Below are 26,268 nucleotides of genomic sequence, written 5' to 3' on the forward strand. Positions count from 1 at the left end.
CCCCGACCTGCGAGCCGCCAAGTCAGCCACCGGCCTTCTTGTCGAACCATCCGGACAACCGGGCGACGGTCGAGCCGGTAAAGAGGATGGCGAGTGGAACGATCGTGAACCAGACGGCAGCGGCTTTCATGGCCGCGAGCAGGGCGATGGCGCCGATGGCCAGCGCCAGGAGCACGAGCATGCCCAGAAGGACACGAATCTTGGAAACCAACGGAGGACTCCCCAACGTTCAACTGGGTTCTCTTGGCTGGACAGCGTTCGCTCGCTCCCTTGGACCGCCGACGACACGGTTGCCCAGTAGGGAGGCAGCAAGCCCCCCGGCGTGACACCACGGCTCCGTCAGGAAGCTCATCGGGCGAGTCTCCCAACGTTGCCTTCCGGAGGGGTCAGTAGAACTACGCAATCGAATACGTAGGTTCACCGCGAGCACGGCATCATCGACGCTCTCACCGTGACCGCCAACACCTCCTGGGCGGACAAGGGCTACCAGGGCGCAGGCAGAACGGCCCGCCTCCCCTACCGCGGCCGGTGTGACCGCCTCTCCGCCGATCAGCAGGCCTCAACCGATCCCACGCAAAGGTACGGTCCCTGGTCGAACAGGCCATAGTCACCCTCAAGTCCTGGCGGATCCTCCGCAAACTCTCTCCGCCGCTCGACGACCCACATCACCAGCCCGTAGACACATCTCCTCACCGTTGCAATGTCAGAAAGGTCGACGTCCCAGATGGGGACATCGACCTTTCCGGTTGTCGGGGGCTCAGGCGCAACGGGTATGCCAACCGTGGCTTCCTCAGCCGAGCTGCTTGGCGAACGTCTCATAGGCTCGGTCGTCGAAGAGGACGAACCGCACTTCTTCGACGCCCGTTGGTGTGTTCAGCACCGTCTCCACGGCGATGCGAGCCGCATCCTCCATCGGCCACCGGTACACGCCGGTGGAGATCGCCGGGAACGCGACCGTGCGGGCGCCCAGCTCGTCGGCCACGCGGAGCGACTCCCGGTAGCAGGAGGCGAGCAGCTCGGAGCGGTCCTCGGTGGACGACCGGACCGGGCCCACGGTATGGAGCATTGACCCATTGTCATGCAGCGAGCGCTGCAGCCTGAACCCCCAAGTCCAGAGGGATCGTTACGACCTCCCCATCACAGGTCACGAGATCTGCTGTACCGCCGTCCCTGCCAAGGAGCACCGAGACGGTGTCCGGCTTCCGAGGCTGCGTCTTCGATCCATCGAAGCAGAGTTCGGTCATCTGAGCAGGGCACGAGCAGCCTGATCCCCGTCAGCCGCTGACGTGGTCCGACACAGCTATCTGCACAGCATTGGAATCGTCAGCGACGATCTTCTGCTGGACGACGAGGTCACGGCTGGTGAAGTCGTCTCGCCGGTGGCCGGTGGCCTTGGCGCGGTCGATGAGTTCGAGGAGCCGTTGTACGCCTCGGTGCACCGGGCCTCCAGGGCCTTGGCGGCGGGGAAGGTCATGGTCAGCACGGCAGGGCCACCACGGCGCGCGTTCCGCCGTCGTCGGTCTCGGTGAGCGTGATCGTGCCGCCGTGCGCGGTGGCGATCTCCCGGGCGATGGGCAGTCCGAGCCCGGTGGAGCGGGTGCCATGTCCCCGGTCGGCGTCGAGGCGCACGAAGCGGTCGAAGACCCGCTCGCGTTCCTCGACCGGGATTCCCGGTCCGTCATCGCTTATCTCGACCCGGATGCCGTCCGGTTCGACCTCCGCCGTGACGGACACTGTCGTCCGCGCGTACCGGGCGGCGTTGTCGACCAGGTTGCGGAACAGCCGGGACAGGTCCCCCGGGTTGCCGGTCACTGTGGTGTGCGCCGGGACCACGAGTTCAATCTCCAGGTGCGGCGCCGTGGTTGTCGCCCGGATCTCGGCGAGCAACGCGGACAGGTCGACGGTTTGCCGGCGTGCGGCCAGCTTTCCGGCGTCGGCCCTGGCCAGGGCGAGGAGTTGGGAGATCAGCGCTTCGAGGCGTTCTGTCTGCCGGGCGGCCCGTGAGGCGATGTCGGGCCAGGGTGCGCGGTCGGGGTGTGCGAGTCCGACCTCAAGGCCGGTGCGGATGGCTGTCAGGGGGCTGCGGAGTTCGTGGCTGGCGTCGGCGACGAAGCGGCGTTGCCGTGCGGCGGAGTCGTCCAGCCGGGCGAGCATGTCGTTCATGGTGCGGGCCAGGTGACCGATCTCGTCGTCGGTGCCGGGCTCGGGGACGCGCTGGGACAACTCGGTGGCGGTGATGGCGGTGGCGGTGCGCCGGATCTGCTCCACCGGCCGCAGCGCGCGGCCGACCACCCACCACACGGTGCCGCACGCCACCAGGAGCGTGCTCGGCACGCCGATGACGAGCAGTCGGCCGAAGGTCTCGTCGACCTGGTCGCGTTGGTTGGTGGCAGTCAGGGTGATGACGGTGACCGGTCGGCCGCCGACCTTGGTGTGCTCCGCGTGGACGGAGAGCTCGCCGGGAAGGACGCCGTCGGCGGCCTTCTGCCGAACCGGGGTCGTGGCATCCGCCGCAAGCGAGAACACAGCCGGCCTGCCGGCCAGACCGCGTGTCGAGGCGATGACGGTTCCGTCCGGGGCGAGGACCTGGGACTGGGCCTGCGTGTCGAGCACCGACGGCGGCAGTGGCTGCGGGAACGTCCCGGCGGTGGCCGACTGCTCGATCTGGACCGCGTAGGTGCGCAGTTGCCCGGCGATGGTGCTCTTGGCCTGGCCGACCTGCAGCAGGTACATCACGAGGAGCCCGATGATGACGGCCGCGGTGAGCGCGAGACCGGCGATGACCGTGACGCGGGTCCGCACGGTGCGAGGGCGCGCGCCGTGTGCCAGACGACGCCAGGCGCGCGCAAGCCCGGTCATGGGCTCTCGCCTCTGATGACGTATCCCTTGCCGCGCACGGTCTCGATGACGGTCGGCCCGCTCGGCCTCTCGATCTTGCGCCGCAGCCGGTGTACGAGGACCTCGACGATCGCCGGGTCGCCGGTGGAGTGGGCGTCCCAGCAGTGTTCCAGCAGTTCGGCCTTGGAGATGACGGAGCCCTTGCGCCGCAGCAGGTACTCCAGCACGGCGGCCTCCCGGCCGGTCACCTCCAGGGGCGTACCGTCGCGGGTGACGGTACGCCCGGCGGGGTCCAGTGCCAGGCCGGCGGCGATGAGCACCGCCGGCCTGGCACCGAGGGTGCGTCGGGTCAGGGAGCGCAGGTGTGCGAGGAGGACCGGGTAGGAGAACGGCTTGGAGAGGTAGTCGTCCGCTCCGGAGTCCAGCCCCTCGGCGTGGTCGAGGTCGTCGTCCATGGCGGTGAGCATCAGGATGGGCGTCCAGCGCTCGCGCTCGCGCAGGCGCTTGGCCACCTGGTACCCGTCCAGGCCGGGCAGCATGACGTCCAGCACGATGACGTCGTAGGCGTTCTCCGTCGCCATCCACAGCCCGTCCGTGCCGTTGTCCGTCGCCTCTACGACGTATCCCTCGGCCCGCAGGCCCCAGACCAGGGCCTCGGCGACGTCCGGCTCGTCCTCGACCACCAGCACCCGCACGGCCTATGCCTCCCCGATCCGCTGCGGAACCAGCTCCGGACGGGCCTCGTCGGCTGACCGCGTCACCGGGAGCCGGAGCAGTCGCGCGGCCCGGTCCGGCAGCCACCAGTTCCAGTCGCCGAACAGCGAGACCAGTGCGGGCAGCAGCAGCATCCGGACCACCATAGCGTCCAGCACCACCCCGAACGCCAGGCCCATGGCGATCTCGCGCACGGTGACGTCGTTCGCCGTGGCCAGCGAGGCGAGCGCGAAGAACAGGATCAACGCGGCGGAGGTCACCAGGCGGCCGGTGCGCGACACACCCTCGATGATGCCCTCCCGCGTGGATCCGGTGCGGTCGTATCCCTCGCGGACCCTGGCCAGGATGAACACCTCGTAGTCCATGGACACACCGAACAGGAACCCGAAGATCAGCACCGGGGCAAGGGTGTCGATCGATCCGTAGGTGGACGCGCCCCACAGCGCCTTCATGCCGATGCCGTGCTGGAAGACGATCACCAGCAGGCCGTAGGAGGCCGCCACGGACAGCATGTTGAGCAGCACGGCCTTGGCAGGCAGCAGGACCGACCGCATTCCGCGGGTCAGCAGCAGGAAGGTGACCACCGCGACCACAGCGAACAGCAGCGGGAACGAGCCGTAGGTGGCGCTGGTCTCGTCGATCTTCTGCGCGCCCTCGCCGCCGGCCAGCACACCGGAGGGGACGCTGCGGCGGATGTCGGCCAGCGAGGTGCCACCGCCGGCGCTGCCGACCTCGTGGTGCGGAATCGCGATGACCATCGCGCTGCCCGAGGTGTGCCAGGCCGGTCCTGCCGGGGCTACGGCGCCGCGCAGGCTGGAAACGGTGTCCAGGGCGCTCACGGTGTTCCCCGCGTCGACTGCGTTCGGGACGTACACCGGCACCGCGGTCAACGTCCCGGACGGGAATCCGTCGGTCTCCAGGGTCTGCAGGCCGTCGGTGTAGGCGCCTGCGGTGGCCAGCGCGTGGCTGCTCGGCCCGCTGATGTCGATGGTCGCGGCGGTGGCGGTCAGCGCGGCCAGGATGCCCAGGCCCGCGACCGCCGAAGCCACACGGTGCTTGATCACGAACTTCGACCAGCCGGTCCAGAACCGGCTGTCCGCCTGCCGTCGCGACGCCCGCCTCGGCCAGTCCACCCGCGGCCCGATCTTGGACAGCGCCGCGGGGAGCAGGGTCAGCGCGACCAGGGTCGCGGTGGAGGGAATGAACAGCCCGGACACACCGATGCCGCGGACCATCGAGTTGGGGATGACGGTCAGCGCGAACAGGCCGAGCGAGGCCACCATGCCGCTGAACCAGACGCTGTGCCCGGCCCGCCGCACGGCCGCGCGCACCGCTTCGTCGTTGCTCTTGCCGGCCGCGCGCTCCTCGCGCCAGCGGGTCACCACCAGCAGCGAGTAGTCGATCGACAGGCCCAGGCCCAGCAGCGCCACGATGTACTGCACGGCCGGGTGGATCGGCGAGGACGACGGCATCAGGAACGTCAGCCCGTAGACGAGCAGTTGCATCGTCAGCACCGAGATCAGGGCCATGACCAGCGGCAACAGCGCCAGCAGCGACCCGAACACCCAGGCCAGGACCACCAGCGCGCCGATCGCTCCGATGATCAGCTCACCGGTGACGCTGGAGTTGCCGCCGCCGGTGGTGTTGCCGGCCTCCAGAGCCCGCAGACTGGTGCCGTGCACGGTCAGACCCGGCGCCGCGGCTGTGGCAGCCCTGGTGAGGGCGTCGACCTGACCGGTGTCCATGTCGTCACCGGGCTTCGGCGGATAGGCCAGAACGATCGTGCTCGTCCCACCGGTCCCGACCAGCGTCCGGCTGCCGGTCGAGGCGTAGGAGACCAGGCGCAGGCTCGGCGCCGCGGTGGCGATGCCCCTGTCCACCGCCCGCAGTTTCGCCTGCGCCTGCGGCGAATTGACGGTCTGTCCGTTGGGCAGGTCCAGGACCACGACTGCGGGGTCCTGGGTCGCGCCTCCGTAGCTCCGGGCGATCTGCACGTTGGCGGTGTAGCCGGGGCCGGTGACATGGGTGCCTGGTTGCAGCCGGCCCGAGAGCGACGGCGCCACCAGCAGGCCCACCACCGTTATCACCAGCCAGCTGAGACCCACCACCAGCCGATGGCGGATCACCCATCCGCTGAGATTCTCCATGATTCCCTCCCAGTGACCGGCAGCGGCGGCAGCCGCTGCTCACCTCACTGACGGAAGGTAGGGAGAGCTTCCTTACCGGACGCTTTCAGCGCCCGGCACGGACCGGCACATGCTCGTGCGGTGCCGCGTCGAGAACGTCCGGATCCCGGCCCGACGGCGCGCGCCTCACGGTCACGCCGACCTGTCCTGCTCGCCGCCTTCGGCGCCTGTGTGCACGACGCCGTCGCGCCCGGCGTCCCCGACGAGCATGGCCGCTCTCCCGGTCGTCATGGGAGGCTGCGGGCCGGGCGACGGGTCGCGGTGCGCAGCGGCGGCAGCGATGTGGCGGACTCGATTCGGCGGGACGCGCAGACGCAGTGGCAGCCGGTCGGCACCTACCGCATCGATAATGATCCGCAGACGGTGGTGGGGCCGGAGCTTGCGGTGAACAGCGTGGAGAACTTCATGGTCGCCAACGCCACCGTGTGAGTGAACAACCCCTTGTGATTCCGGGGCGGTTACAGGGCGCTGCGCATGATCAGCAGCTGGTCGGCGAACGACGCACGGGCCGATCCCGCGGCCTGCCGCAGGTTGTCGAGATGGTCGGCCTGCTCGCGGCGATCGGTGCTTCGGTCGGCAAGATCGGCACCGACGTCGCGTTGATGTGCTCAACGGAGTTCGGCGAACTCGCCGAACCATTCGTGCCGGGTCGCGGGGCGAGTTCCACCATGCCCCAGAAACGCAACCCCATCTCCAGCGAGCTCATGGTGGCGGCGGCGAAGCTGCTTCGTGACAAGTCCTCCGCCATGCTCGACGCGATGGTGCAGGACTTCGAGCGCGCCACCGGGCCCTGGCACGTCGAATGGGCCGTGATCTCCGAGGCATTCCTGCTGCTCGCCTCATCGCCTTCTCAGGCTGAGCAGGCGATGGCCGGTCTGCATGTCGATGCGGAGCGAATGCGAGCCAACCTGGGCTTGACCGGCGGGCTCATCGCCGCGGAAGCCGTGATGATGGCACTCGCACCCGAAATCGGCCGTCAGCAGGCCCACAAAATCGTCTACGCCGCCTGCAGTCGAGTACGAGCCACCGGCACTGAGCTGGCCGTCGAACTGCGAAAGGACCGGGATGTCGCGGCAATCCTCGGCGACGACCGGATCGACGCGCTCTGCCACCCCGCCGGTTACCTGGGAAGCGCCCGGGCCATGGTACGTAGCGCAGTGGGGGTTGCCGCGGAGCGAACCGACGCGGAGGACCGAGACGGCTCTCGTCAGTTCAAGACGTGCGAATGGGCGCGATCGGGTCAGCTTGCGGCGGTGTTCGGGAAACGCGCTGCTACCGCGCGGGGCCATCGCATGCCGGTCCGCACCGCCATAACGCGCTCCGCTGGATCGCCTACGCCCGACGCGACTGGGCCGGCTACCTGGCAGCCCCTGCCGCAGACGAAGTGGAAACTCCTCCCACCTCTATGACGAGGCAGAGGTGTCAGGTGCCGTACTTCGCCGGCCTCGCGGCCTCGCCCGTGTCCGTATCCCGCGCGCACGCCCTGGTGGACGAGGTGTCACCGCGATGGACGATGACGACTGCTGCGAGGCCGACGGCCAGGCCGAGAGCGGTCTGCGGACCGAATGGTTCGCCGAACATCAGGGCTCCCCAGACTGCCGTGACCGGGGCCATGAGGAACATGAGCGTGTTGACCTTGGTCACTCCAGAGCGCCTCAGGATGAGCCAGTACAGCCCGTATCCGCCGAAGGTCGACAAGGCTACGAGCCAGGTGATCGCTGCCCAGAACGAGAGCTCAGCGGGTGGTTTTGCGGCTCCGGTGCTCACGGCAAGTGCCGCGAAGATGACGGCGCTGGTGGCGCAGTGGACGGTCAGCGACACTGCGGGCGCGACCTGTGTCTCCAGAACGTCGTGGCGGGACCTCGCGGTGCGGGATGTGGCCCGGCAGGCCATGATCGGCGTGCTGTCGCAGAGTGGCTATCTGCTCACCGTCTACTACGCGATCCAACTCGGGGTCTCCAGCGGCACCACAGCTCTGATCGACGGCGTCCAGCCCCTCGTCGCCGGAGCACTTGCCGGACCGTTGCCGCCCACCTTTGGCGGTGTCGGCGAGGGCCATGCCGCCGATCCCGGCTGTGCCGATCGCGGCCGCTAGGCCGTGACCAGTCCGAGGAAGCGGCGTCGGCTCGTGTCGAGGCGGTGGGAGGGTGCTGACCTGGCGTGCTTCGCGTGCATAGATTTCCGAGCGCGGTAAAGGCTCCGTACACCGCTGGTCGAAGGGAATGCGCGGAGGCCGACGGGATACGGAGAACGGGCGGGCCTTTCGGGCCCGCCCGTCGGATGTCCTCGGTCAGGCCCAGCAGCCGTTGACGGTCGCGGCGAGGCCGTCTTCTGCGTGGCGGATGTCGGTCGTCTTGGCGGTGGAGCCGTTCTCGATGAAGGAGAAGATCTTCCACTGACCGTCGGAGCCCCGGGTGAGCCCGCTCAGCGCTATCGCGCCGGTCAGGGTGCCGGTCTTGGCCATCACCTTGCCGACGGCGCACTGGGAGTCCGGTGTGTCGAAGCGGTCCAGCGCGGTGTCGAGCGTGGACCCCGCCTCGCCCGCGACCGGCAGGCCGTCGATGACGGGCTGCAGGATCATGCGGTTTCGGGGGTCGGCGTCGGTCTTCAGAATCTGGGCGACGGTCTCGGCGGAGATCCGGTCCTCGCGGGAGAGACCGCTGCCGTCGTAGAGCTTGAAGTTCTCCAACGAGATGCCGTAGTTCCGCAGCACCTCGGTGACCACCTCGGAGCCGGCCTCGAAGGTGGCGGGGCGGCCCGTGTGCAGCGCGGTCATCCGCAGCAGGGACTCGGCGATCTGGGCGTCGCTCTTCTTGAGCATCCGGTGGACGGTGTCAGCGACCGTCGGGGACTGGTGGACGGCCAACGGGAGGGCCTCCCCGGGGTGGACCGTACCGCGAGTGACGCTGCCGGTGACGGTCAGGCCCTTGGCGGTGAGCTGCTTGGCGAAGACCTGGCCCGCGTCGAGCGAGGTGTCCTGGGTGAAGTTCTCGTCGACCGAGAGCGCGCGCACCGGCGGGATGACATCGGTGAAGTAGCTCGGATCCCAGCCCTGGGCCAAGGCGGGCTCCGGGAAGAGACTGTCGTCCACCTGCACCTGGACCGACTTCACCCCGGCGTACTGCAGGTGGGAGACCACGTCGGCGGCCATGGAGGTCAGGTCGGCGGTGCTCAGCAGCCGGTCGCCGCCGCCCACAAGGGTGACGACGCCATCGTTGTAGAGGGCCCTGGTGCTGAAGCGGTGGTTCGGGCCGAGAACGGTCAGCGCGGCGGTGGCGGTGGCCAGCTTGGCGTTGGAAGCCGGCATCAACACGGTGTCCCCGTTGTGGTTCCACACCGTCTTGCCGCTCGCCTCGTCGATGACGAGGCCGCTGAACGTCGAGTTGGTGAAGGCTGCGTTCTGGACGCGGGTGTTCAGGTTCTTGGCCATCTGCTCGTCCGCGGAGTCGGCGGTGTGGTCGGGGGCCGTTGCGGTCGTCGGCTGATCGGCGGCGAAGGCGGAGCCCTGGCCGAGGAGCATGGCGGTGGCGACCGGCGCGCTCGCAGCGACGACGAGGGCACGGCGCACCGCCACGCCGGCGGGCTTGGGCTTACGGTGACGGCCTGTGGAACTGGACACGTGGAATCTTCCCGAAGTGGTGTGGGGGGATTGGCGGTTGAGCAGACAGTCAGGTTGAACTCATTCAGTCCGCGAACAGTACTTGACTGTTGAAGTACGTTGTCCTGCGGTACTTGCATGGAGGCGGGCCGACCCCCAAGGGGCAGGTGATGCGAGGGCGGGTGCGGGTGCGGGTGCGGACACTGCCGCGCAGGAACCGTCCGGGTCCCGCCGTTTCACCTCGACGCCCGCAGGTGTCGGCCGGCTGTCGAGTCGTTGCCGTGGGAAACCGTCAACAAATGTGACTGTCCGGACCCGGAGGGGGCCCGTGTCGGCGGGTTCACGAATTCGAAGGAAACCATTGCTTCGAAGGGACCCGTTATGTGATGGCACGACGACATCTGCACGCAGTCTTTCCTCTCTTGCAGGTGAAAAGTGCCACCCGACGCTGCCGGCCGCTCCTGATTTCCTCTTTCGGGGGCAGCTGCTGAGCGTCGGGCATCTCCTCACGAACGCGAGTCCGCCCCCGGCCATACGTCGAGGCACCTGGACGAGCCAGGGCCTACCGCCATCCACGATGACGGACGGGGGGTTGATTTCCACCCCACTTCATGGGGGCAATCAATCTCATCGCACGCCGGTGCACGCCGCGGATATATAACTAGATAGGCACTCAAAGCAGACATTCGACACCGTGGTCGTGGTCGAAGGCCTTCCATTCGTTGTGAACTTGGGCCGGCCCTGCGGGGACCGCCCCGGGGCGAGCGGGATATCCACTGACTACGCAATATGCACGCCGAAAGGTTGCATGCATTCACCACGACGTGAGTTCACTGTCCCGTTTCGGTGGATAAACCGGCCGGAGAGCAAGTACTTCTTTCGCCCACGAAATCGACGCTTACGAGGTGTGGTAATTTCGGGGCTGGGGCAGGTTGATGGCCCGGTTGTCGCCACGGGTGGGTGCCGGGGCCCGGCAAGGCATTGAGCCGGTCGATTGCCCGGGTGATCTCGTCGGTCCGGGGCCATTGCGTGGTGAAACGGAGCTGGCGGCAGCGACCGGTGTTCACGGGCTGAGCAGCGGCGGAGAACGGCCGCGGGCGGAGCTTCTTGGGTTCCCGGCGGCGGGTCTTGCCGGTCAGAGCGAGCATCGGCATCCAGGCGGAGAGGTCGAGTGCGAGGGAGACGATCTCCAGCCACATCCGGTTCTGTGCGGTGTCGTGCAGGGGCAGGTTGCGCAGTCCGGTGTCGCGGGCGCCTCGGATGCGGTCCTCCCAGCGGGCACGCCGACGGTGACGCAGCTCCAGGTCGGCGAGCGGGCCTCCCTTGGTGTTGGTCGCGAGGCAGGTCAGCCGCAGTCCGTCGAGGTCGGTGAAGCGCAACTGGGCGCCGGGGTGCGGTCGCTCCTTGCGGACGATCGGCCTCATGTCTTTCGGCCAAGTACTCAGGTCGGGGATGTCGGTGATCTCCGTGCCCCAGGCGCTGCCGCCGGCGTCGTAGGCCGGTGTCCATGCCTTCTTCGGGATCTTCAGGACGGCCTGGTGGATGGTGTCGGTGACGGTCGTTCCGACGGAATACGACAGCCGGCGGCCCCGGCGGGAGAGTCCGCTGAGTCCGTCCGATCGGTCGCGGCCGCACTGGGGGCCGCAGCCCGTCGACCACCAGCCCTGAGATCCGGCATAACTGCACCCCCGACCTCGGGCCCCGGCCCACCCCTCGTCCTACCGACCGTTCGCCGCTCAGCCGCGTTCACGCAAGGCTCGGAGTGCGTTCCCAGTCGGAGGCGATCCTGTGTCGGCTCGTGCACCCGGAAGCCTCGGGCTCCACCGGCGGTGCGGGGAGCCCGAGGGCGGGGCGCGCCGAGTTCCCGTCGGGTAGCCCCTGCGCCTCGACGCAGGCCGCGCCGGCGCAGGGGGTACCCGGCGGCTCACGTCGATACGGTTCGGTCGGGTCGGCCGATCCGGGGGTGGTCGGGCCTACCGGCAGCCGCTCGGGTTGCCGTCCGTCCAGCCGTTGTCGCTGCACGCGAACAAGCGCGGGTTGTCGATACGGACCAGAATCCGGGAGAACTTCCCGTCACTCGGTGCAGGTCCGTTGTACGAGGCCGAATAGCCGACGCCCCCGACCCTGGTGCCCTGGCACGCACGGTCGTTGTAGGCGTCCAGTTCGAACTGGTTGCCCTCGCTGAGCCGCACGCCCGTGTCGATGTTGTTGTTGCGGTCGGTGACAACGTTGCAGAACGAGCCCGTGCCGGGCACTGTGATCTTGATGCTGTTGGTCTGGCTGGGAAGGCTGACGGGCCCGCCCTGGACGAAGACCGGAATGAGCGATCCATCGGAGTTGCTCAGCGCGGCATAGGCGGAGCCGCCGGAAACGGCGAACATACCCACACCCGCTCCGCCTGCGATGAGCAGCGCCAGGGATTTTCCGAGAAAACGCTTCATGGATCGTGCAGATGTCGACACGATGCTTCCTTTCCATGCGTGACCATGACCGCGTGCCTGGTGGCGAGCGGTGGTGCAGGAGAAGGATTTCCGCGAGGAGGCCGGAAGAATAGAGTCATATGCCCTCAACTCCCGGCAACGCATACCCGATTGCCCCCTCATCGACCAGATGGACCCTGCCTGCGGGGACGGCGTACGGCGACTGGCTACGGCAGCAGCGCGAGGTGGCGCGCAGCACGACGAACCTGGCCTGGTCCAGCGAATTCAAGCCCGCTTACGCTCTCGTGCTGCCATTGCAGGCAGGGTGACCCACGCGGCGAGTGCCGCCGCGGCACCAGAAAGACCCCGCCTGGCTGACTGCTATCCATACCAAATCGCGACCAGGAGAGGGGACCTGACGCTGATCTGGCGGCCGTCAGAGGGCGATGCGCCTCTCCCGCAGCCTGGAGGAGACCGCGGTCGTGCACGAACTCCTCCCCGTGGGGCTGGACCTCTGGGAACAGGCCGTGCCGCCGGCACGGTCTGGCCGAGGCGCGGGTGACGGCGGTGTAAAGCAGGTTGCGCTGGAGCAACATCGGCCCGGCAGGTGGAAGAGGTCGCGGCGGAACGGCCGCTCCGACATGAGGTCGTTGTTGTACACGTTGGGGCAGGTCCCCCGGAGGACCACGCTCGCCCCGAGCCGGAGCCTCCCGCACAGGGGAAGTCATCGGCATGGGCGCTCGGCAGCAAGTCAAGGGGGCGGAGGCGCTGTGACATCTGGTCCCACGCCTCACCATGGCGACCAGAAGGTTGTTCGGCGCCCGCCTCCCATCAGAAAAACAAATTCCGATGTCGGGGCTCGACGCAGCGAGGGCCTCCGGCGGCACAAGGGGGAAGCGTGCCGCCGGAGGCTTTGCGGCCCGTCGGCCGGCACAGGGGGAAGCGTGCCGCCGTCGGGCTCTGGGGTGCTCGCTCACCGAGCCACCGGGCGCGGTCGACGCCGGGGGTTCGGGCTGGCGCGACCTACATTTCCCCGCTCGGCGTTGATCCGCACCCCGGTTCGATCACGAAAATCAACCGCCGCGGAGCGGACGCCTCAGCAGCCAAGAATGCATCACGTTCCCATGGGGCTTTACCGGGATATTGCGTCGATGTCACCGGAACCACACCAGGGGCGGAGAACGTCAGCTGCTACGGCAGGGGGCTCCCCCGCAATGCCGTTCGCTCCAGTCATGTTTCCGTCGGAGGTGGGACCCGATGGGTCGTCCTGAAAGACCTGTGGACCCCGAGGCCGGTCCCGTCCAGCGGCTCGCGCACGAGCTGCGGGAACTACGACGGGCCGCCGGCGGCCCGTCCTACCGGACCATGGCCAAGAAGGCCGGCTTCGCACCGACAACGTTGTCCCAGGCGGCGACCGGTGACCGGCTGCCGTCGTGGGCCGTCGTCGAGGGCTACGTCCGGGCCTGCGGAGGTGACCCCGCGGAGTGGGAGCCACGCTGGAAGGAAGCCGGGGCGGCGACCGCCTGCGAGGTCCGGGAGGACGAAGCGGAGGCGGCAGCGCCGTACCGGGGTCTCGCCCGCTTCGAACTCGACGACCGGCATCTCTTCTTCGGCCGTGACCGGATCGTCGAGGACCTGAGGCGGCTCGTGTGCGACCATCGGCTCGCCGTGCTGTTCGGGCCGTCCGGCAGCGGCAAGTCCTCACTGCTGCGGGCCGGGCTGCTGCCGCGGCTGCGGGAGGCGATGGCCGAGAACGGGAATCCGGCGGTGCTGCGGGTGCTGACCCCTGGGGCGCGACCGGTCGGGACATACGGCCATCTCCTCGCCCCCGCCGAGGACGAGCCGGAGAGCTGGGTCGTGGTCGACCAGTTCGAGGAGGTCTTCACCCTCTGCCGGGACGCCGGGGAGCGGGCCCGCTTCATCGAGATGCTGCTGTCCGCCCGCGACCCGGACAGGCGGCTGAAGGTGCTCATCTCCGTACGAGCGGACTTCTACGCCCGCTGTGCCGAGCACCGGGACCTCGCGGACGCGCTGGCCCATGCCGGGCTGCTGCTCGGTCCGATGACGGCCGACGAGCTGCGCGAGGCGGTCGTCAAACCGGCGCAGGAAGTGGGGCTGCTGGTCGAACGGGAGCTTACCGCGCGGATCATCGAGGAGGTGGACGGCAGGCCCGGCGGGCTGCCGATGCTCTCGCACGCCCTGCTGGAGACGTGGCGGCGGCGCAGGAGCCGGTTGCTGACCCTGGCCGCGTACGAGGCCGCCGGCGGGGTGCGCGGCGCCATCGCGGCGACCGCCGAGGAGGTGTACGGGCAACTGACCCCGGATCAGGCGCGCACCGCACGGCATCTGCTGCTCCGCATGGTCGAACCGGGGCAGGGCACCACCCCCGACACCCGCCACCCGCTGCCCCGGGCCGAGCTCCAGGACTACCCGAATCCGGATGTGGGGTTGGTGGTGGACCGGCTGGCCCGGGCCCGCCTGGTCACCACCGACGAAGACGGCGTCCAGCTGGCCCACGAGGCACTGATCACCTGCTGGCCGCGGCTGTCCGCGTGGATCGAGGAGGACCGCGAACGGCTGCGTCACCACCGCCGACTGACCGAGGTGGCCCACGCCTGGCAGGAGCACGGCCGCGACCCCGGAGCCCTGTACCGGGGTACCGCGCTCACCCGTGCCGAGAAACTCTTCCCGGACGGCGACCTGCTCACCGCGACGGAACAGGCCTTTCTCGCCGCTGCGCTCGACGCCCGCGACGCGGACCAGCGGGCCGCCGTCCGCACCGCGCGCCGGTCTCGCGCACTGCTCACGGCCCTGTCCGCCGTCCTGGTCATCGCGCTGGTGGTGAGCCTGGTCGCCTGGAGCCAGCACCTCGACAACGTGCGGCAGGCCACGAACACGGCCGCCCGCCGTATCGCGTCCGTCGCCGACGCCCTGCGCACCACCGACCCGCGCACCGCGATGCTGCTCGGCGTCGCCGCCTGGCGCGTCTCCCCGTTGCCCGAGTCCCGCCGCGCCCTGCTGGGCTCGCTCGCCCAGCCCGAACAGGACGCTTTCACCGACCCGGCCCCCGGCGTCGGGCCCCGCCGCTACCTCGCCGACTCCGGCCGTACCCTGCTCGACGTCGCCGCCGGCCACTGGGTGACCTGGGACGTGGTCACCCACAAGAGGACCGGGGCAGGCAGGGTGCCGCAGGGCATCGTGCTCGACGCAGCCCCGGACGGCCGCGTCCTCGTTATCTCCCAGCCCGTCGGTATACGGCTGTGGGACACCCGGACGAGCCGGTGGACGGGGCCTTCGACACCCATGCCGGAGTGGACGACGGTGGATATCGGCAACGGCAGCGCGGTGGTCCGGGACACGGACGACGACCGGGTGCGCGCGCGTTCCGTCGGCGACGGCAGCGTCCTCTTCGAGACCCGGTCGCCCGGTGATCTGGCGCCTGTGCTGAGCGCCGACGGCCGGTCCGTCGCGGTCTGTCCCGCCGGCGGCGCACCGCAGGTCTGGGACGTCGCCGGCCACCGCAGGCTGCCCGGCGCCTGGGAGAACACCTCCGGCCTGTGCAAGACGGTCGATGCGGTCACCGGCGTGCAGTACGCCAACGCGAGGGTGAGCCTGAGCGCCTCCGGCGACCGTCTGCTGTCCATGTCATCGGCGGGCGTCCGAGTCTGGAACACCCGCACCGGCCGCCAGGAGGCCGACCTGAAAGATTCCGGCGTGCGGTACGCATCCCTGAGCACCGACGGCACCTTCCTGGCGACGGCGGACGACAGCGAGGTGCGGGTCTGGCGGCTGTCGGCCCCCGACAGCCCGGTGCTCCGGCGCGACCTGAACAACCAGCACCCGTACGGCGGCCTGGCCTGGGACCCCTCGCGTCCGGTCCTGCGCTACCTGGAAGGCAGTACGGTCCACTCCCTCGACCTGGGCACGGCGGTCACTTCCACCTGGCAGGACCCTCCCTTCGACAAAGTCCTGCTCAGCCCGGACGGTCACACCCTCGCCACCGCCCGACTCTCCGGGTCCCGTTACACCGTTCAGCTCCGCTCCACCCGCGACGGCCACCTCCTGCGCAGCCTCCCGACGCCGGCGCTCCCGGTCTCCCGTGACCCCCGCCAGCCGGTCGCCCCGTCGGACACCCTGCCGTTGCTGGCGTTCGACGACGGTGGCACGGTGTTCGCCTACGGTGTCTCGGCACCGGGCAACCAGGCGTCACCCCAACGTCTGACCGTCTGGGACGTACGGCACGACCGCGCACGCGCCGAGCTGGACCTGGCGACCGCCTCGACCGGCCCCGTGGTGAACCTGGCTCTCGGCCCGTCCGGCCGTACCGCCTATGCCGGCCGGGTCAGCCCCTCCGGTGACCTCGCCATCGAGGCCTGGGACACCGCACGCGCCCGCCGCACTCGAGTGGTCACCGGCGTGACCGGCGTGACCGGCCCGGCGTTCGCCGTCAGCCCCGACGGACGCCTCCTGGTCGGGGACAACCGCACAGCCACCCTGCCTTCGGGGCAGCTGACCGAGCGGGCCCTCGTTCTCGGCAGCGAGGTCGGCGCCTTCGCCTTCGGCGCCGACGGCTCGCTGCTGGCAGCAGGCGATGGCGCGGGCAGAGTCGCCCTGTGGGACGGACGGCTCCGACAGCGCTCCGGCGTCCTGCGCAACGTCTTCCCCGCCTCGCTCGGTCCCACCCCGCAATCGGTGAGTGCACTGGCGTTCAGCCCCGACGGCCGCACCCTGGCCGTCGGCGGCGACGCGGGCACGCTCCAGCTGTGGGACACCGAGACCCAGCAACCTCTCGGCGACCCGCTGACCACGCCCGGCGACCCGGTCGACTCTCTCTCCTTCAGCCCGGACGGCACGACCGTGTACGCGGCCGGCGCGCATGTCCCGCTGCAGCGCTACCTCATCGATCCGGTCCGGGCCGTCGCCGAGGTCTGCGCCCGCGCGGGGCACGCCGATCTGACTCGGGCGCAGTGGCGGACGTACGTCGGCGACGTGCCGTATCAGAGGGTTTGCGGCCAGTGATGCGGCAGCTCGGGCTCGGGTCCGGCCATGCCCTCCGCGGCATCGCCCGACAGACGCACGGCGTCGTTGAGGGAAGCGACGGTCGGGGTGAAGCCGCGCTCGTCACTGTCCGCCACCAGGTCGCGGGCGATGCCCGCGCAGGTGCCCAGATTGGAGCCGTGGCAGGAGGGTCAGTGTCGTTCGCGTGGCCCGCCGGATCGTCGGCCGGGCCTCGGAGGCCGGGGGGCTGCCCGCGTCGACGCCTTTGGCGGTGGGCAGGCGCCGGTCACCGCTGGTGCGCCTGGCCAGGTTCAGCGTGAAATCGTCGGGCATGAGGGTGAGGGGCTGCTTGATCTTCAGCTGGTAGTCGGTGTGGTCAATCAGACGGTAGGGCTGGATCACCAGCGCGAGGACCAGGGTCACCTCGTGCAGCGCGAACTGACGGCCGATGCAGGCGCGTTCGCTGCTGCCGAGCGGCTTGAACAGGTGGACCGGCCGCTCCTCCATCGCTCGGGACGGAATCGGTCGGTATCGAACAGCTCCCACGTTCAGGGCGCGCAACCGACACGGAGCGTCTGGCAGGTTCACTGCCCCGAGTCGGCGGCACGCCATCGGCCCGGTCCTTTCCCCGGCCTCCATGCCGCGCCGGGTACACGCGCCTCCCCGCTGATTGTCAGGTGCGCGCCCCGCCCGCGTAGTCCCCCTGGGCCGATACCAGTGCGGGAAGACGGGAGGGCAGGACGGTGTCGGCCGATGGTCCGGGGCTGGGCCACGAAGGTTTGAGGCAAGCTGAGCGGGTCCGGCAAAGTCCGGTGCGGTACGGCAGCGCCCTGAAGGGGCGCGGGGCGGTGTTGATTTGCGGCTCTGCCGCCGGGCGCGACCAGCCACGACGGCGCTGTCGACGGCCGACGGCACTGCCGACGGAGCGCTCAGGGCTCGTCCGGCCGATCATGCGGATCCTGCCACGCCGATGACGGCCCCCTGGATCCCCGCCGGTTGTCGCTGAATCGCAGTAGCCCGAGACCCGGTCGGGGCTCGCTCAGTCGGCGTCGGGTCTCTGCTCCGCCGCGGTGTCGTAGGCGGCGCGGGCCTCGGCGAGTGGCGGCCCGATGCCGCTCGGCCCGGCCCACCAGGCCGGTCAGCGACGCCTGCAGCTCCGGGCCCATGGGCGTGAGGCTGTGCTCGACCTTGGGCGGCACGGTCGGATGCACGGTACGAACGAGCAGGCCGTCCCGCTCCAGCCGGCGCAGATTGAGGGTGAGCATCCGCCGGCTGATGCCATTGATGGCCGGTTCGAGTTCGGTGAAGCGAACCGGGCCGTGGGCGGCGGCAATCAGGATCCCGATGCTCCGCTTGCCTGCCACGCGGTCGAGCACCTCGGTGACGGGGCAGGCCTCGTCCCTCAGCGCTTCGGCAACACGGGTGATGCCGGCGCTGCCGCGAAGTGCCCGGATTTGGACCGCCCTGGCAGATTGCTCTCGCCGTCAGCCAGACCAACCAGCCCACCGCCTGCACCCAGCACTCCGCCCTGCCCTGGACCTCGGTCAAGGTCCAGCACACCGCCTCCGCCACCGCCCGCGGCCGCCGCGAGTCCCGCTCGATCAAGACCTGCGCCATCGCTGGCAACCTCGGCGGCATCGCTTTCCCCCACGCCCACCTCGTCATCCGGGTCCACCGCCACCGCAAGCCCACCGGCCAGCCCGAAACCCGCGAGAGCGTCTACGCGGTCTCCAGCCTCGCCGCGCCCCATCAAACCCGCCCCGCCGTCCTCGCCTCCGCCATTCGCGGGCGCTTTGGCATTGAAAATGTCCCCCACTACATCCGAGATGTCACGTTCGCCGAGGACGCCTCGACCATTCACGCCCCACCGCACCCCGCGCCATGGCCACCATCCGCAACCTCGCCATCGGCACCCTGAAGCTCCTCGAAGCCGACGGCATCGCCAAGACCCGAGCCATCCGTCACGAACCCGAAAGAGCACTCACCATCCTGGGCATCACCAACAACCAGGACACTCACGGAACTTGATCAAGCCCTGGAGGGAGTCACCTCGGAGTTGTTCGATCTCATTCATCCGGGTTGATGAACAATTCACCTCCCTCAAGAATCCTTCATGCCCGGCAAGGGAACTCAGGAGAACTTGAAATGCGTCCCCGATGCCCACAGGACAGTCCCGGCCAGCGGCTCTCCAGGATTCCCGCATCATGATGCCGGCGATCGACGGGGATCTGCGGGCGCAGCTTCTACAACGTCCTGCAACCCAGCGCCTGAAACTTCCGTCCCGGTACCTCACATCTCGCTCCGACGACCAGGGAAAGGCCAGGCGAATCCGCTGCCCGGGGCCACGCAGCTTCCCGATCACCCACAAGCGGTCCGGCACGATCACCCACGTCCCCCGTCCCATGCCGGGTCAGCATCCGCCTCACTGCGTAGGACCTTTCCACCACCGGAGAAAGCGATGTCGTGTGGTTCTCGATTTCAGAGTTCCTCTTTATCCATCGGATCCCTGTCGATCGTCGTGGTCAGCCGCCACGGAACCAGGCCACCCCTACTCTCCGGGATCGGCTGTCGCATGATCCGCGACCCCTGCGAAATAAGGGAAAATGATCAGGTGTTGCTTTTTTATGGATCCGGCATGGGGGGAGAAGTGCGGCGCTTTTCGACCCAGTCGCGAGGCAAAGTTCTTCCCGCAGTGGTGTTGGCGCCCGAGCTCGATTGGGGTGATGTGTCCAGGGCGCTCAACCATGGAGCTCTCGGTTATCTACTGGAAAACGAGTACGGCTGCCTGGTGATGGAAGCTCTTGTCTGCGCTTCTATGGGCACGAGCATTCTCGATCCCGAAATCGCCGCCGAGCAGATCAGAGCTGCCCACGGAACAAGGACAGCAGGACCGAGTGACCGGGGGCATACGGGCACGGGGGCCCGCAGGACACCCGATTCGCCGAGACTGCTCACCGAGCGAGAACGTCAGGTCATGGATCTGCTCGCCTCCGGCGCGACAATCAGAGATATTTCAAAAAAGCTATCCCTGACGGAAAAGACAGTCCGAAACTATCTCAGCCGCATTTACGTGAAGCTCGAAGTGCACAGCCAGTCGGAAGCGATACTGCACTGGCTCGGGCTCTTGCGTCCCCCGAGTCCACGCAACGGGCATTGGTGGTGCCGAGCGGAGTGAGCGGTGGCCGTGAAGTCGTAGGGTGGAAGTTCTGGCGGATCTCCAGCCGATCCCGGTGCAGCCCTCATCGAACGTCATCAATCTCCGCAGCCGTCCTCACCTCGGAGCGGCAACGCCGGAAGGCCCACCGTCCCGGTGGCCGCGATTCCGCATCGCGACCACCGGGTTTTTCTCATCGCCGGAGAGCATGAAACGCCTTAGTTCACGTTCCACGTCTGGGAGACGTCATCCGGCACAACTCGGCTGAACGAGGCGGCGGAGTTCCAGTCGCCACAGCCGGGCTTCCGGTACATGTCGAAGTGAACGTTGTCACCACTGTTCACCGACACCGCCGTGGCGATCAAGGTCGTTCCGCGAGAGGCCGCAAAGCAGGCATCGGTGCCGTTCGTGGGGTCGGTGACAGCCACCGATGCCGCGTCGGGCGATATAAGGTTGCCGTTGATCGCAATGCGAGAAGTAGTTGCCGCGGATGCCGGCGCGGCAGCCATGGCAATGGCCAGTAGCGTCGCCGCTCCGGTAGCGGAAGCGGCGGCAAAAATGCGGCTCGGATTCTTGAAGGAACGCATCAGCAGTCCAATTCTACGAGTTGGTGTTTCCCGTTCAGACCCTATTCCAGCCGGAGACCGGGAACGCGGGGTGATCCTGCCGCCCGAGGCAATCTCGTCGGTTCAGCAGAATCACGGTCGTGTTGTTATGGATTATGAGTGCGAAGAGAAGACGCTGATAGAGTCATTTGCCTCTGGTGATCTTCAACACGCAACGCAGGGAGGAGGGCGGTGCGGACGCCCGCGCTCGATGGGACCGGCCCCGTTGCAACGCAGGAAAGGCCGACGTCCCAGATTGAGACGTCGGCCTTTCTGGTTTTTGGGGGGCTCAGGTGCGATGGGTATGCCCAACCACGGCTTCCTCAGCCGAGTTGTCGGGAGAACGCTTCGTACGCCCGGTCATCGAAGAGGACGAACCGCACCTCTTCGACACCCGTCGGAGCGTCCCGAACCGTCTCCACCGCGATACGAGCCGCGTCCTCCATCGGCCACCGATAGACGCCGGTGGAGATCGCCGGGAACGCCACCGTCCGCGCACCCAACTCGTCCGCCACGCGCAGAGACTCCCGGTAGCAGGAGGCGAGCAGCTCGGAGCGGTCCTCGGTGGACGCCCAGACCGGGCCCACGGTGTGGATCACCCAGCGTGCGTCCAGGTCACCCGCGGTGGTGGCGACCGCCTGGCCCGTCGGCAGGCCCTTGCCGTAGTGGGAGGCGCGGAGTGTGCGGCACTCGTCCAGGATCGCGGGGCCGCCGCGGCGGTGGATGGCGCCGTCGACGCCTCCGCCGCCGAGCAGGGAGGAGTTCGCCGCGTTGACGATCGCGTCGGCGCTCTCGCGGGTGATGTCGCCCTTGGCGAGCGTGATGGTCGGCGTCATGTCTGCCTCAGCCTCCTCCAGACCGCCTTCGCCGCGTTGTGCCCCGACATGCCGTGTACCCCCGGCCCGGGTGGGGTGGCCGAGGAGCAGATGAAGACGGCCGGGTGGGGGGTGCTGTACGGGGACAGCGAGAGCTTGGGGCGCAGCAGGATCTGGAGTCCGGAGACCGCGCCGGAGGCGATGTCGCCGCCGATGTAGTTGGCGTTGCGGGCGGCGAGTTCGGGCGGGCCGGCGGTGGCGCGGGCGAGGACGCGGTCGCGGAAGCCGGGCGCGAAGCGCTCCAGTTGGCGTTCCATGGCGTCCGTGAGGTCTCCAGTCCAGCCGCTGGGTACGTGGCCGTAGGCCCAGAAGACCTGCTTGCCGTCGGGTGCGCGGGTGGGGTCGACGACGCCGGGCTGGACCGTGATCATGAAGGGTTTGTCGGGTGCTCTGCCCTCCCGCGAGGCCGCGGTCAGGGCGGTGCCGATCTCCGCGCTGTCCGCGCCGATCTGCACGGTGCCGGCGGCGCGGGCCTGCTCGGCGGTCCACGGCACCGGGCCGTCCAGCGCGTAGTCCACCTTGAAGACTCCGGGGCCGTACTTGTAGCCCTCGTAGTAGCGGGGGAAGCCCGCGATGCGGCCCAGGGCGGTGGGTGAGGTGTCGAAGACGTAGGCGCGGGCGGGCGGCAGGTCGTCGAGGCGCTTGACCTCGTAGTCCGTGTGGACCAGGCCGCCCAGGTCCTTGAGGTACGCGGTCAGGGCGTCGGAGATGGACTGGGAGCCGCCGCGGGCCACGGGCCAGCCGCGGGCGTGTGCGGCCAGGGCGAAGACCAGGCCGATGGCGCCCGTGGCGAAGCCGTTCAGCGGGGCCATGACGTGCGCGACGAGGCCCGCGAACAGGGTCTTGGCCTTCTCGTCCTGGAAGCGGCGGGTCAGCCAGGTCGACGGGGGCAGGCCGACCAGGCCGAAGCGGGCGAGGGTCACCGGGTCGCGCGGCAGCGCGGTGAGCGGCAGGGACATGAAGTCGCGGGTCAAGGTGTCCCACTTGGGGAGGAAGGGCGCGACCAGTCTGCGGTAGGCGCCCGCGTCCCGGGGGCCGAAGGACGCGGCCGTCTCGGCGACCGAGCGGGACAGCACGGCGGCGGTGCCGTCGGTGAAGGGGTGTGCCATGGGCAGCTCGGCGTGCAGCCACTCGAGGCCGTACCGCTCCAGGGGCATGGTGCGGAACGCCGGGGAGTTGATGGCGAGGGGGTGGGCCGCGGAGCACGGGTCGTGCCGGAAGCCTGGCAGGGTGAGCTCTTCGGTGCGGGCTCCTCCGCCGACGGTGTCGCGGGCCTCGAACACCGCCACGGAGAAGCCGCGGCGGGCCAGTTCCACGGCGGCCGTCAGTCCGTTCGGCCCCGCACCCACCACGACAGCATCGAGCATCGACGGCACCTTCGGACCCCTTCGTCAGCCGATGGCCTCTGAGGATCAGGATATGCCGGGGCGCCGACAGCCACCGGCGGCGGGTGATTCACGCTGATCAGGCCCCTGGACCGGCCGGAACGGAGGCCTGGATCAGACCGTGCCCGACAGCAGTCCGTGCACCCTGCGGGCCGTCGCCGTGTCGCGTGCGGCCGTGAAGGGAAGGGCGTTGCCGCCCGTGATGCGGAAGGGCTCCCCGCTGAGCGTGAGGTGGGCGCCGCCCGCCTCCTCGACCAGCAGGATGCCCGCCGCGTGATCCCACGCCGCTTCCCAGGAGAAGGCGACGGCATCCAACTGGCCACGGGCTATGGCGAGATACTCCAGGCCCGCCGAGCCGCAGGACCGGAACGCGACACCGTCGGTCCGCAGGCCGAGCAGGGCCCGCTTCTGCTCGTCGGTCGTGTAGTCCGGGTGGGAGGTGGCCACTTGGAGGTCCCGGCCGGGGACCGGCGAGCCTGCGGACAGCCGCTCGCCGTCGAGGAAGGCGCCCCGGCCCCTTGCGGCCGTGGCCAGTTGGTCGAGCGCGGGTGCGTACGTCCAGGAGGCGAGCAGAACTCCGCGGTGCGCGAGGGCGACCAGTGTGCAGAAGCCGGATTCGCCGCGCACGAACTGCCGTGTCCCGTCGACCGGGTCGACGATCCAGACCGGGGCGTCACCCTGTATCGCCTCGTACGTCACCGGGTCGGCGTGCACCGCCTCCTCGCCGACCACGAGCGAACCGGGCAGGAGCGCGCCGAGGGCGTCCGTGAGGTACTGCTCGGCGAGGCGGTCGGCGTCGGTCACCAGGTCGTGCGGTCCGGCCTTCTGGTCGACCTCGTGGTCGGCGAGCCGGCGGAAGCGGGGCATGATCTCGGCCGCGGCGGCCTTCCGGACCGCCTCCTCCACGTCGGCCGAGTGGCGGGCGAGAAACTCGTCGATGGTTTCCATTTCTTCGATCATGGCTCCATGAGAGCACGCGCCACTGACAATCCCCGCCGTGCCGGTGGATCCCCGGTGGAATCGGCGTGAACTCGGCGTACAGGATCATCGGCGTACTGGATCAGCGGCCCCATGTGCGCGGTCAGCGACCGACCGCGTACCCCTGCATGCCCCGCGGGTTCGCGGCGGCCGACAGGATGCCGGTCTCCGGGTCCCGGGCGACCGCGCACAGCCGGCCTTCCGACCAGGGGTCACCGACGGTGACGTCGTGCCCGCGGCGCCGCAGCTCCTCGACGACGCCGGGGTCCATGCGGGACTCGACCGTCACGCTTCCCGGTCGCATACCGCGCGGGTAGAACGACCCCGGGAAGCCGTCGTTGTGCCAGTTCGGGGCGTCGACGGCGCCCTGCAGGTCGAGGCCCCCACGGACCTGCCCGCGCAGGGCGACGGCCAGGAAGAAGTGCAGCTGCCACTGGTCCTGCTGGTCCCCGCCGGGCGTGCCGAACGCCATGACCGGCACACCGTCCCGCAGGGCGATCGAGGGCGTGAGGGTGGTGCGGGGCCGGCGCCCGGGCGTCAGCGAGTTCGGCAGGCCCTCCTCCAGCCAGGTCATCTGCAGCCGCGTGCCGAGCGGGAACCCCAGCTCGGGCACGACGGGGTTGGACTGCAGCCAGCCGCCGCTGGGCGTGGCCGCGACCAGGTTGCCCCAGCGGTCGACGACATCGAGGTGGCAGGTGTCGCCACGGGTGGCGCCGTCGGCGCGCACCTCGGGGTCCGCGGTACGCGGGCGTGGCTCGCTCCCGTTCTCCGGCTCACCTGCACGCGCGCGTGGCTCACCGGGCACCGGGGACGTGGTCGGCTTGGCGACCGTCGGCTCACCGGCGCCCATCGGGCCGGACCCCGGATCGTCGGTGACGACCACGCGCGCGTGCCCGCTCAGCCGCGGGGTCCGCCCCCCGGGGCTGCCGGGACGCAGCTCGTACGAGGCCTTGTCGCCGAGGAGGTCGCGCCGGGCCGCGTTGTAGTCCGCCGACAGGAGCTCGTCGAGCGGGACCTCGGCGGCGTCCCCGTACCAGGCCTCCCGGTCGGCCATGGCGAGCTTGCAGCCCTCGATGAGCAGATGGACGTAGTCGGCGGACCCGTACTCGGGCAGCTCGGGCGGGAGCAGAGCCAGCTGCTGGAGGAAGGCCGGGCCCTGGCTCCACGGACCGGCCTTGCACAGCGTCCAGCCGTTCCAGTCGTACCTCGCCGGCGCCTCGTAGCTCGCGGACCAGCCGGCCAGGTCGGCGGCCGTGAGGGTGCCGGTGTGGCGCTCACCGCTGGTGTCCATGGTGGGCCGCTGCGCCTGCCGTATCAGGGCCTCGGCGATGAACCCGGACCGCCAGACCTCCCTCGCCGCCTCGATCTGCGCGACCCGGTCTCCCGCACCGGCGACCTCGGCGAGCAGCCGCTTCCAGGTGGCGGCGAGGGCGGGGTTGCGCAGCAGCTCACCGGGGCGCGGGGCCCTGCCGCCCGGCAGGTAGACCTCCGCCGACGACGTCCACTCCGTCTCGAAGAGCTGCCGTACCGACTCGACGGTCGCGCCGACGTTCTCCACGGGCGCGTGGCCGTGTTCGGCGTACCCGATGGCGTACGTGAGGACCTCGGCGAGGGGTTTGGTGCCGTGGTCGCGCAGCAGGAGCATCCAGGCGTCGAACGCGCCGGGCACGGCGGCGGCGAGCGGCCCGGTGCCGGGGACGAGCTCCAGCCCGAGTCCCCGGTAGTGCGCGACCGTCGCTGCGGCGGGCGCGACGCCCTGCCCGCACAGCACCCGCACCTCGCCGCCCGCCGGGGCGAGCAGGATCGGCACCTCGCCGGCCGGCCCGTTCAGGTGCGGCTCGACGACGTGCAGCACGAACGCCCCGGCCACGGCCGCGTCGTACGCGTTGCCGCCGTCCTCCAGGACGGCCATCGCCGACTGCGAGGCCAGCCAGTGGGTGGAGGACACCATCCCGAAGGTGCCCTGGAGGGTGGGACGAGTGGTGAAATGCATCTCCGACCTCGATGTCTGCGGGCATGGGCCGACCCCATCCAACCCCAGGTGAAACCCGGGGAGAAAGAGCACGGGGGCGCACGGCCCCTCTCCGGGCACCCCCGCCCCGGGTTGATCACTGCGAACCGGTTCGGTGGACGCGCCTCCCTCCGACAACGGCATCCTCGGCCCGACCGTCCCGGCCGACGGGCCTCACCGTCACGGTCGGTGTCGGCGCCTCCCTCTTCGACGACCGCTACGGCCTTGCCAAGGCCAGGCCCCGCCGCGCCCTGCCCGGCCTCCGCGACACCAAGGAGCGGTACGGCCGCGGGCCGCTCGCGACCTGACGCCGGCCCGCCGTCGAGTGCGGAGTGCCGTGCCGATCGCCGTCGGCCCGGCCGATCTCCCTGCCGCCCTCCGGGACATGCCGCGGCCACGAGTTCGTAACGAGCCATTGACAGTGGCTTCCGGCGGGGGCACTCTCATGTCCACACGGTTGGCTAAACGATTAGGCAACCCGGGATCAACCACTTTGGGCAGGGGCA

At 69.6% G+C, this 26,268-nt stretch carries 20 protein-coding genes and 6 pseudogenes; 9 read left to right on the top strand and 17 right to left on the bottom strand.

The features are described from left to right. Positions 1-22: 22 nt before the first annotated feature. Positions 23-211, bottom strand: a complete 189-nt coding sequence (locus ACFY1U_RS22900; protein ID WP_390695973.1) for a hypothetical protein — start codon at positions 209-211, stop codon at positions 23-25. Positions 212-421: 210 nt separating this feature from the next. Between ACFY1U_RS22900 and ACFY1U_RS22905 the strand changes: the two are divergent. Further along, a pseudogene (locus tag ACFY1U_RS22905) lies at positions 422-642 on the top strand (transposase family protein); the annotation flags it as partial. 148 nt (positions 643-790) lie between these two features. On the opposite strand, the pseudogene ACFY1U_RS22910 reads toward ACFY1U_RS22905, so the two are convergent. The 5 genes and pseudogenes from ACFY1U_RS22910 to ACFY1U_RS22930 all read right to left on the bottom strand — a co-directional run. Next, positions 791-1,066, bottom strand: a pseudogene (locus tag ACFY1U_RS22910) (macro domain-containing protein); the annotation flags it as partial. A 208-nt stretch (positions 1,067-1,274) separates the two neighbouring features. Beyond that, positions 1,275-1,439 carry a hypothetical protein gene (locus tag ACFY1U_RS22915; RefSeq protein WP_390695974.1) on the bottom strand — a complete coding sequence of 55 codons (165 nt, stop codon included), beginning with the start codon at positions 1,437-1,439 and terminating at the stop codon, positions 1,275-1,277. A gap of 37 nt (positions 1,440-1,476) precedes the next feature. Then, positions 1,477-2,859 (bottom strand): sensor histidine kinase, encoded by a 1,383-nt coding sequence (locus ACFY1U_RS22920; RefSeq protein ID WP_390695975.1) that lies wholly within the window; start codon positions 2,857-2,859, stop codon positions 1,477-1,479. Then, positions 2,856-3,533, bottom strand: a complete 678-nt coding sequence (locus tag ACFY1U_RS22925; RefSeq protein WP_390695976.1) for a response regulator transcription factor — start codon at positions 3,531-3,533, stop codon at positions 2,856-2,858. The genes ACFY1U_RS22920 and ACFY1U_RS22925 overlap by 4 nt, the downstream gene beginning before the upstream one ends. Before the next feature lie 3 nt (positions 3,534-3,536). Next, a complete protein-coding gene (locus ACFY1U_RS22930; protein WP_390695977.1) occupies positions 3,537-5,699 on the bottom strand; it encodes an MMPL family transporter in 2,163 nt (720 codons plus the stop codon). Positions 5,700-5,819: 120 nt separating this feature from the next. Between ACFY1U_RS22930 and ACFY1U_RS22935 the strand changes: the two genes are divergently transcribed. After that, complete coding sequence (locus ACFY1U_RS22935) at positions 5,820-6,167, top strand: hypothetical protein (protein WP_390695978.1); 348 nt, start codon at positions 5,820-5,822, stop codon at positions 6,165-6,167. After that, positions 6,164-7,147, top strand: coding sequence for a lyase family protein (locus tag ACFY1U_RS22940; protein ID WP_390695979.1), 984 nt, complete (start codon positions 6,164-6,166; stop codon positions 7,145-7,147). Before ACFY1U_RS22935 ends, ACFY1U_RS22940 begins: the two co-directional genes overlap by 4 nt. Positions 7,148-7,160: 13 nt before the next feature. Here the strand turns inward: ACFY1U_RS22940 and ACFY1U_RS22945 are convergent. Further along, a pseudogene (locus ACFY1U_RS22945) lies at positions 7,161-7,619 on the bottom strand (EamA family transporter); the annotation flags it as partial. A gap of 19 nt (positions 7,620-7,638) precedes the next feature. On the opposite strand from ACFY1U_RS22945, the gene ACFY1U_RS22950 reads away from it, so the two are divergent. Further along, the gene (locus ACFY1U_RS22950) at positions 7,639-7,833 is read left to right on the top strand and encodes a hypothetical protein (RefSeq protein ID WP_390695980.1); all 195 of its coding nucleotides are present in this window, start codon (positions 7,639-7,641) and stop codon (positions 7,831-7,833) included. A 195-nt stretch (positions 7,834-8,028) separates the two neighbouring features. Here ACFY1U_RS22950 and dacB read toward each other — a convergent pair whose 3' ends face one another. The 3 genes and pseudogenes from dacB to ACFY1U_RS22965 all read right to left on the bottom strand — a co-directional run bounded on the left by dacB (position 8,029) and on the right by ACFY1U_RS22965 (position 11,777). Further along, a complete protein-coding gene (gene dacB / locus ACFY1U_RS22955) occupies positions 8,029-9,357 on the bottom strand; it encodes a D-alanyl-D-alanine carboxypeptidase/D-alanyl-D-alanine-endopeptidase (RefSeq protein ID WP_390695981.1) in 1,329 nt (442 codons plus the stop codon). A gap of 941 nt (positions 9,358-10,298) precedes the next feature. Then, positions 10,299-10,952 (bottom strand): annotated as a pseudogene (locus tag ACFY1U_RS22960) (transposase); the annotation flags it as partial. Positions 10,953-11,309: 357 nt separating this feature from the next. Next, positions 11,310-11,777, bottom strand: a complete 468-nt coding sequence (locus tag ACFY1U_RS22965) for a hypothetical protein (protein WP_390695982.1) — start codon at positions 11,775-11,777, stop codon at positions 11,310-11,312. A 1,236-nt stretch (positions 11,778-13,013) separates the two neighbouring features. Between ACFY1U_RS22965 and ACFY1U_RS22970 the strand changes: the two genes are divergently transcribed. Further along, complete coding sequence (locus ACFY1U_RS22970; protein WP_390695983.1) at positions 13,014-16,775, top strand: helix-turn-helix domain-containing protein; 3,762 nt, start codon at positions 13,014-13,016, stop codon at positions 16,773-16,775. A gap of 102 nt (positions 16,776-16,877) precedes the next feature. Here ACFY1U_RS22970 and ACFY1U_RS22975 read toward each other — a convergent pair whose 3' ends face one another. Then, the gene (locus ACFY1U_RS22975) at positions 16,878-17,261 is read right to left on the bottom strand and encodes a cytochrome P450 (protein WP_390695984.1); all 384 of its coding nucleotides are present in this window, start codon (positions 17,259-17,261) and stop codon (positions 16,878-16,880) included. A 532-nt stretch (positions 17,262-17,793) separates the two neighbouring features. Then, positions 17,794-18,181: pseudogene (locus ACFY1U_RS22980) on the bottom strand (winged helix-turn-helix transcriptional regulator). Positions 18,182-18,198: 17 nt separating this feature from the next. On the opposite strand from ACFY1U_RS22980, the gene ACFY1U_RS22985 reads away from it, so the two are divergent. The 3 genes from ACFY1U_RS22985 to ACFY1U_RS22995 all read left to right on the top strand — a co-directional run bounded on the left by ACFY1U_RS22985 (position 18,199) and on the right by ACFY1U_RS22995 (position 19,929). Beyond that, positions 18,199-18,672, top strand: coding sequence for a hypothetical protein (locus tag ACFY1U_RS22985; RefSeq protein WP_390695985.1), 474 nt, complete (start codon positions 18,199-18,201; stop codon positions 18,670-18,672). Continuing rightward, a complete protein-coding gene (locus ACFY1U_RS22990; protein WP_390695986.1) occupies positions 18,636-18,782 on the top strand; it encodes a hypothetical protein in 147 nt (48 codons plus the stop codon). The genes ACFY1U_RS22985 and ACFY1U_RS22990 overlap by 37 nt, the downstream gene beginning before the upstream one ends. A 544-nt stretch (positions 18,783-19,326) precedes the next feature. Next, entirely contained in the window at positions 19,327-19,929 is a 603-nt protein-coding gene (locus ACFY1U_RS22995; protein WP_390695987.1) for a LuxR C-terminal-related transcriptional regulator, read from the top strand. Between the two features lie 197 nt (positions 19,930-20,126). Here ACFY1U_RS22995 and ACFY1U_RS23000 read toward each other — a convergent pair whose 3' ends face one another. The 5 genes from ACFY1U_RS23000 to ACFY1U_RS23020 all read right to left on the bottom strand — a co-directional run bounded on the left by ACFY1U_RS23000 (position 20,127) and on the right by ACFY1U_RS23020 (position 25,744). Then, the gene (locus ACFY1U_RS23000; RefSeq protein ID WP_390695988.1) at positions 20,127-20,495 is read right to left on the bottom strand and encodes a hypothetical protein; all 369 of its coding nucleotides are present in this window, start codon (positions 20,493-20,495) and stop codon (positions 20,127-20,129) included. 341 nt (positions 20,496-20,836) lie between these two features. Further along, on the bottom strand, positions 20,837-21,349 hold the full coding sequence (locus ACFY1U_RS23005; protein ID WP_390695989.1) for an O-acetyl-ADP-ribose deacetylase: 513 nt from the start codon (positions 21,347-21,349) through the stop codon (positions 20,837-20,839). After that, a complete protein-coding gene (locus tag ACFY1U_RS23010; protein WP_390695990.1) occupies positions 21,346-22,755 on the bottom strand; it encodes a phytoene desaturase family protein in 1,410 nt (469 codons plus the stop codon). Before ACFY1U_RS23010 ends, ACFY1U_RS23005 begins: the two co-directional genes overlap by 4 nt. Positions 22,756-22,887: 132 nt before the next feature. Next, complete coding sequence (locus ACFY1U_RS23015; RefSeq protein ID WP_390695991.1) at positions 22,888-23,733, bottom strand: inositol monophosphatase family protein; 846 nt, start codon at positions 23,731-23,733, stop codon at positions 22,888-22,890. A gap of 121 nt (positions 23,734-23,854) precedes the next feature. Continuing rightward, on the bottom strand, positions 23,855-25,744 hold the full coding sequence (locus tag ACFY1U_RS23020) for a gamma-glutamyltransferase family protein (RefSeq protein ID WP_390695992.1): 1,890 nt from the start codon (positions 25,742-25,744) through the stop codon (positions 23,855-23,857). Positions 25,745-25,877: 133 nt separating this feature from the next. Between ACFY1U_RS23020 and ACFY1U_RS23025 the strand changes: the two are divergent. Beyond that, positions 25,878-26,019: pseudogene (locus tag ACFY1U_RS23025) on the top strand (Dyp-type peroxidase domain-containing protein); the annotation flags it as partial. Positions 26,020-26,268 lie beyond the last annotated feature (249 nt).

Origin of the sequence: Streptomyces sp. NPDC001351 (assembly GCF_042896045.1) — a bacterium.
GTDB lineage: Bacteria > Actinomycetota > Actinomycetes > Streptomycetales > Streptomycetaceae > Streptomyces.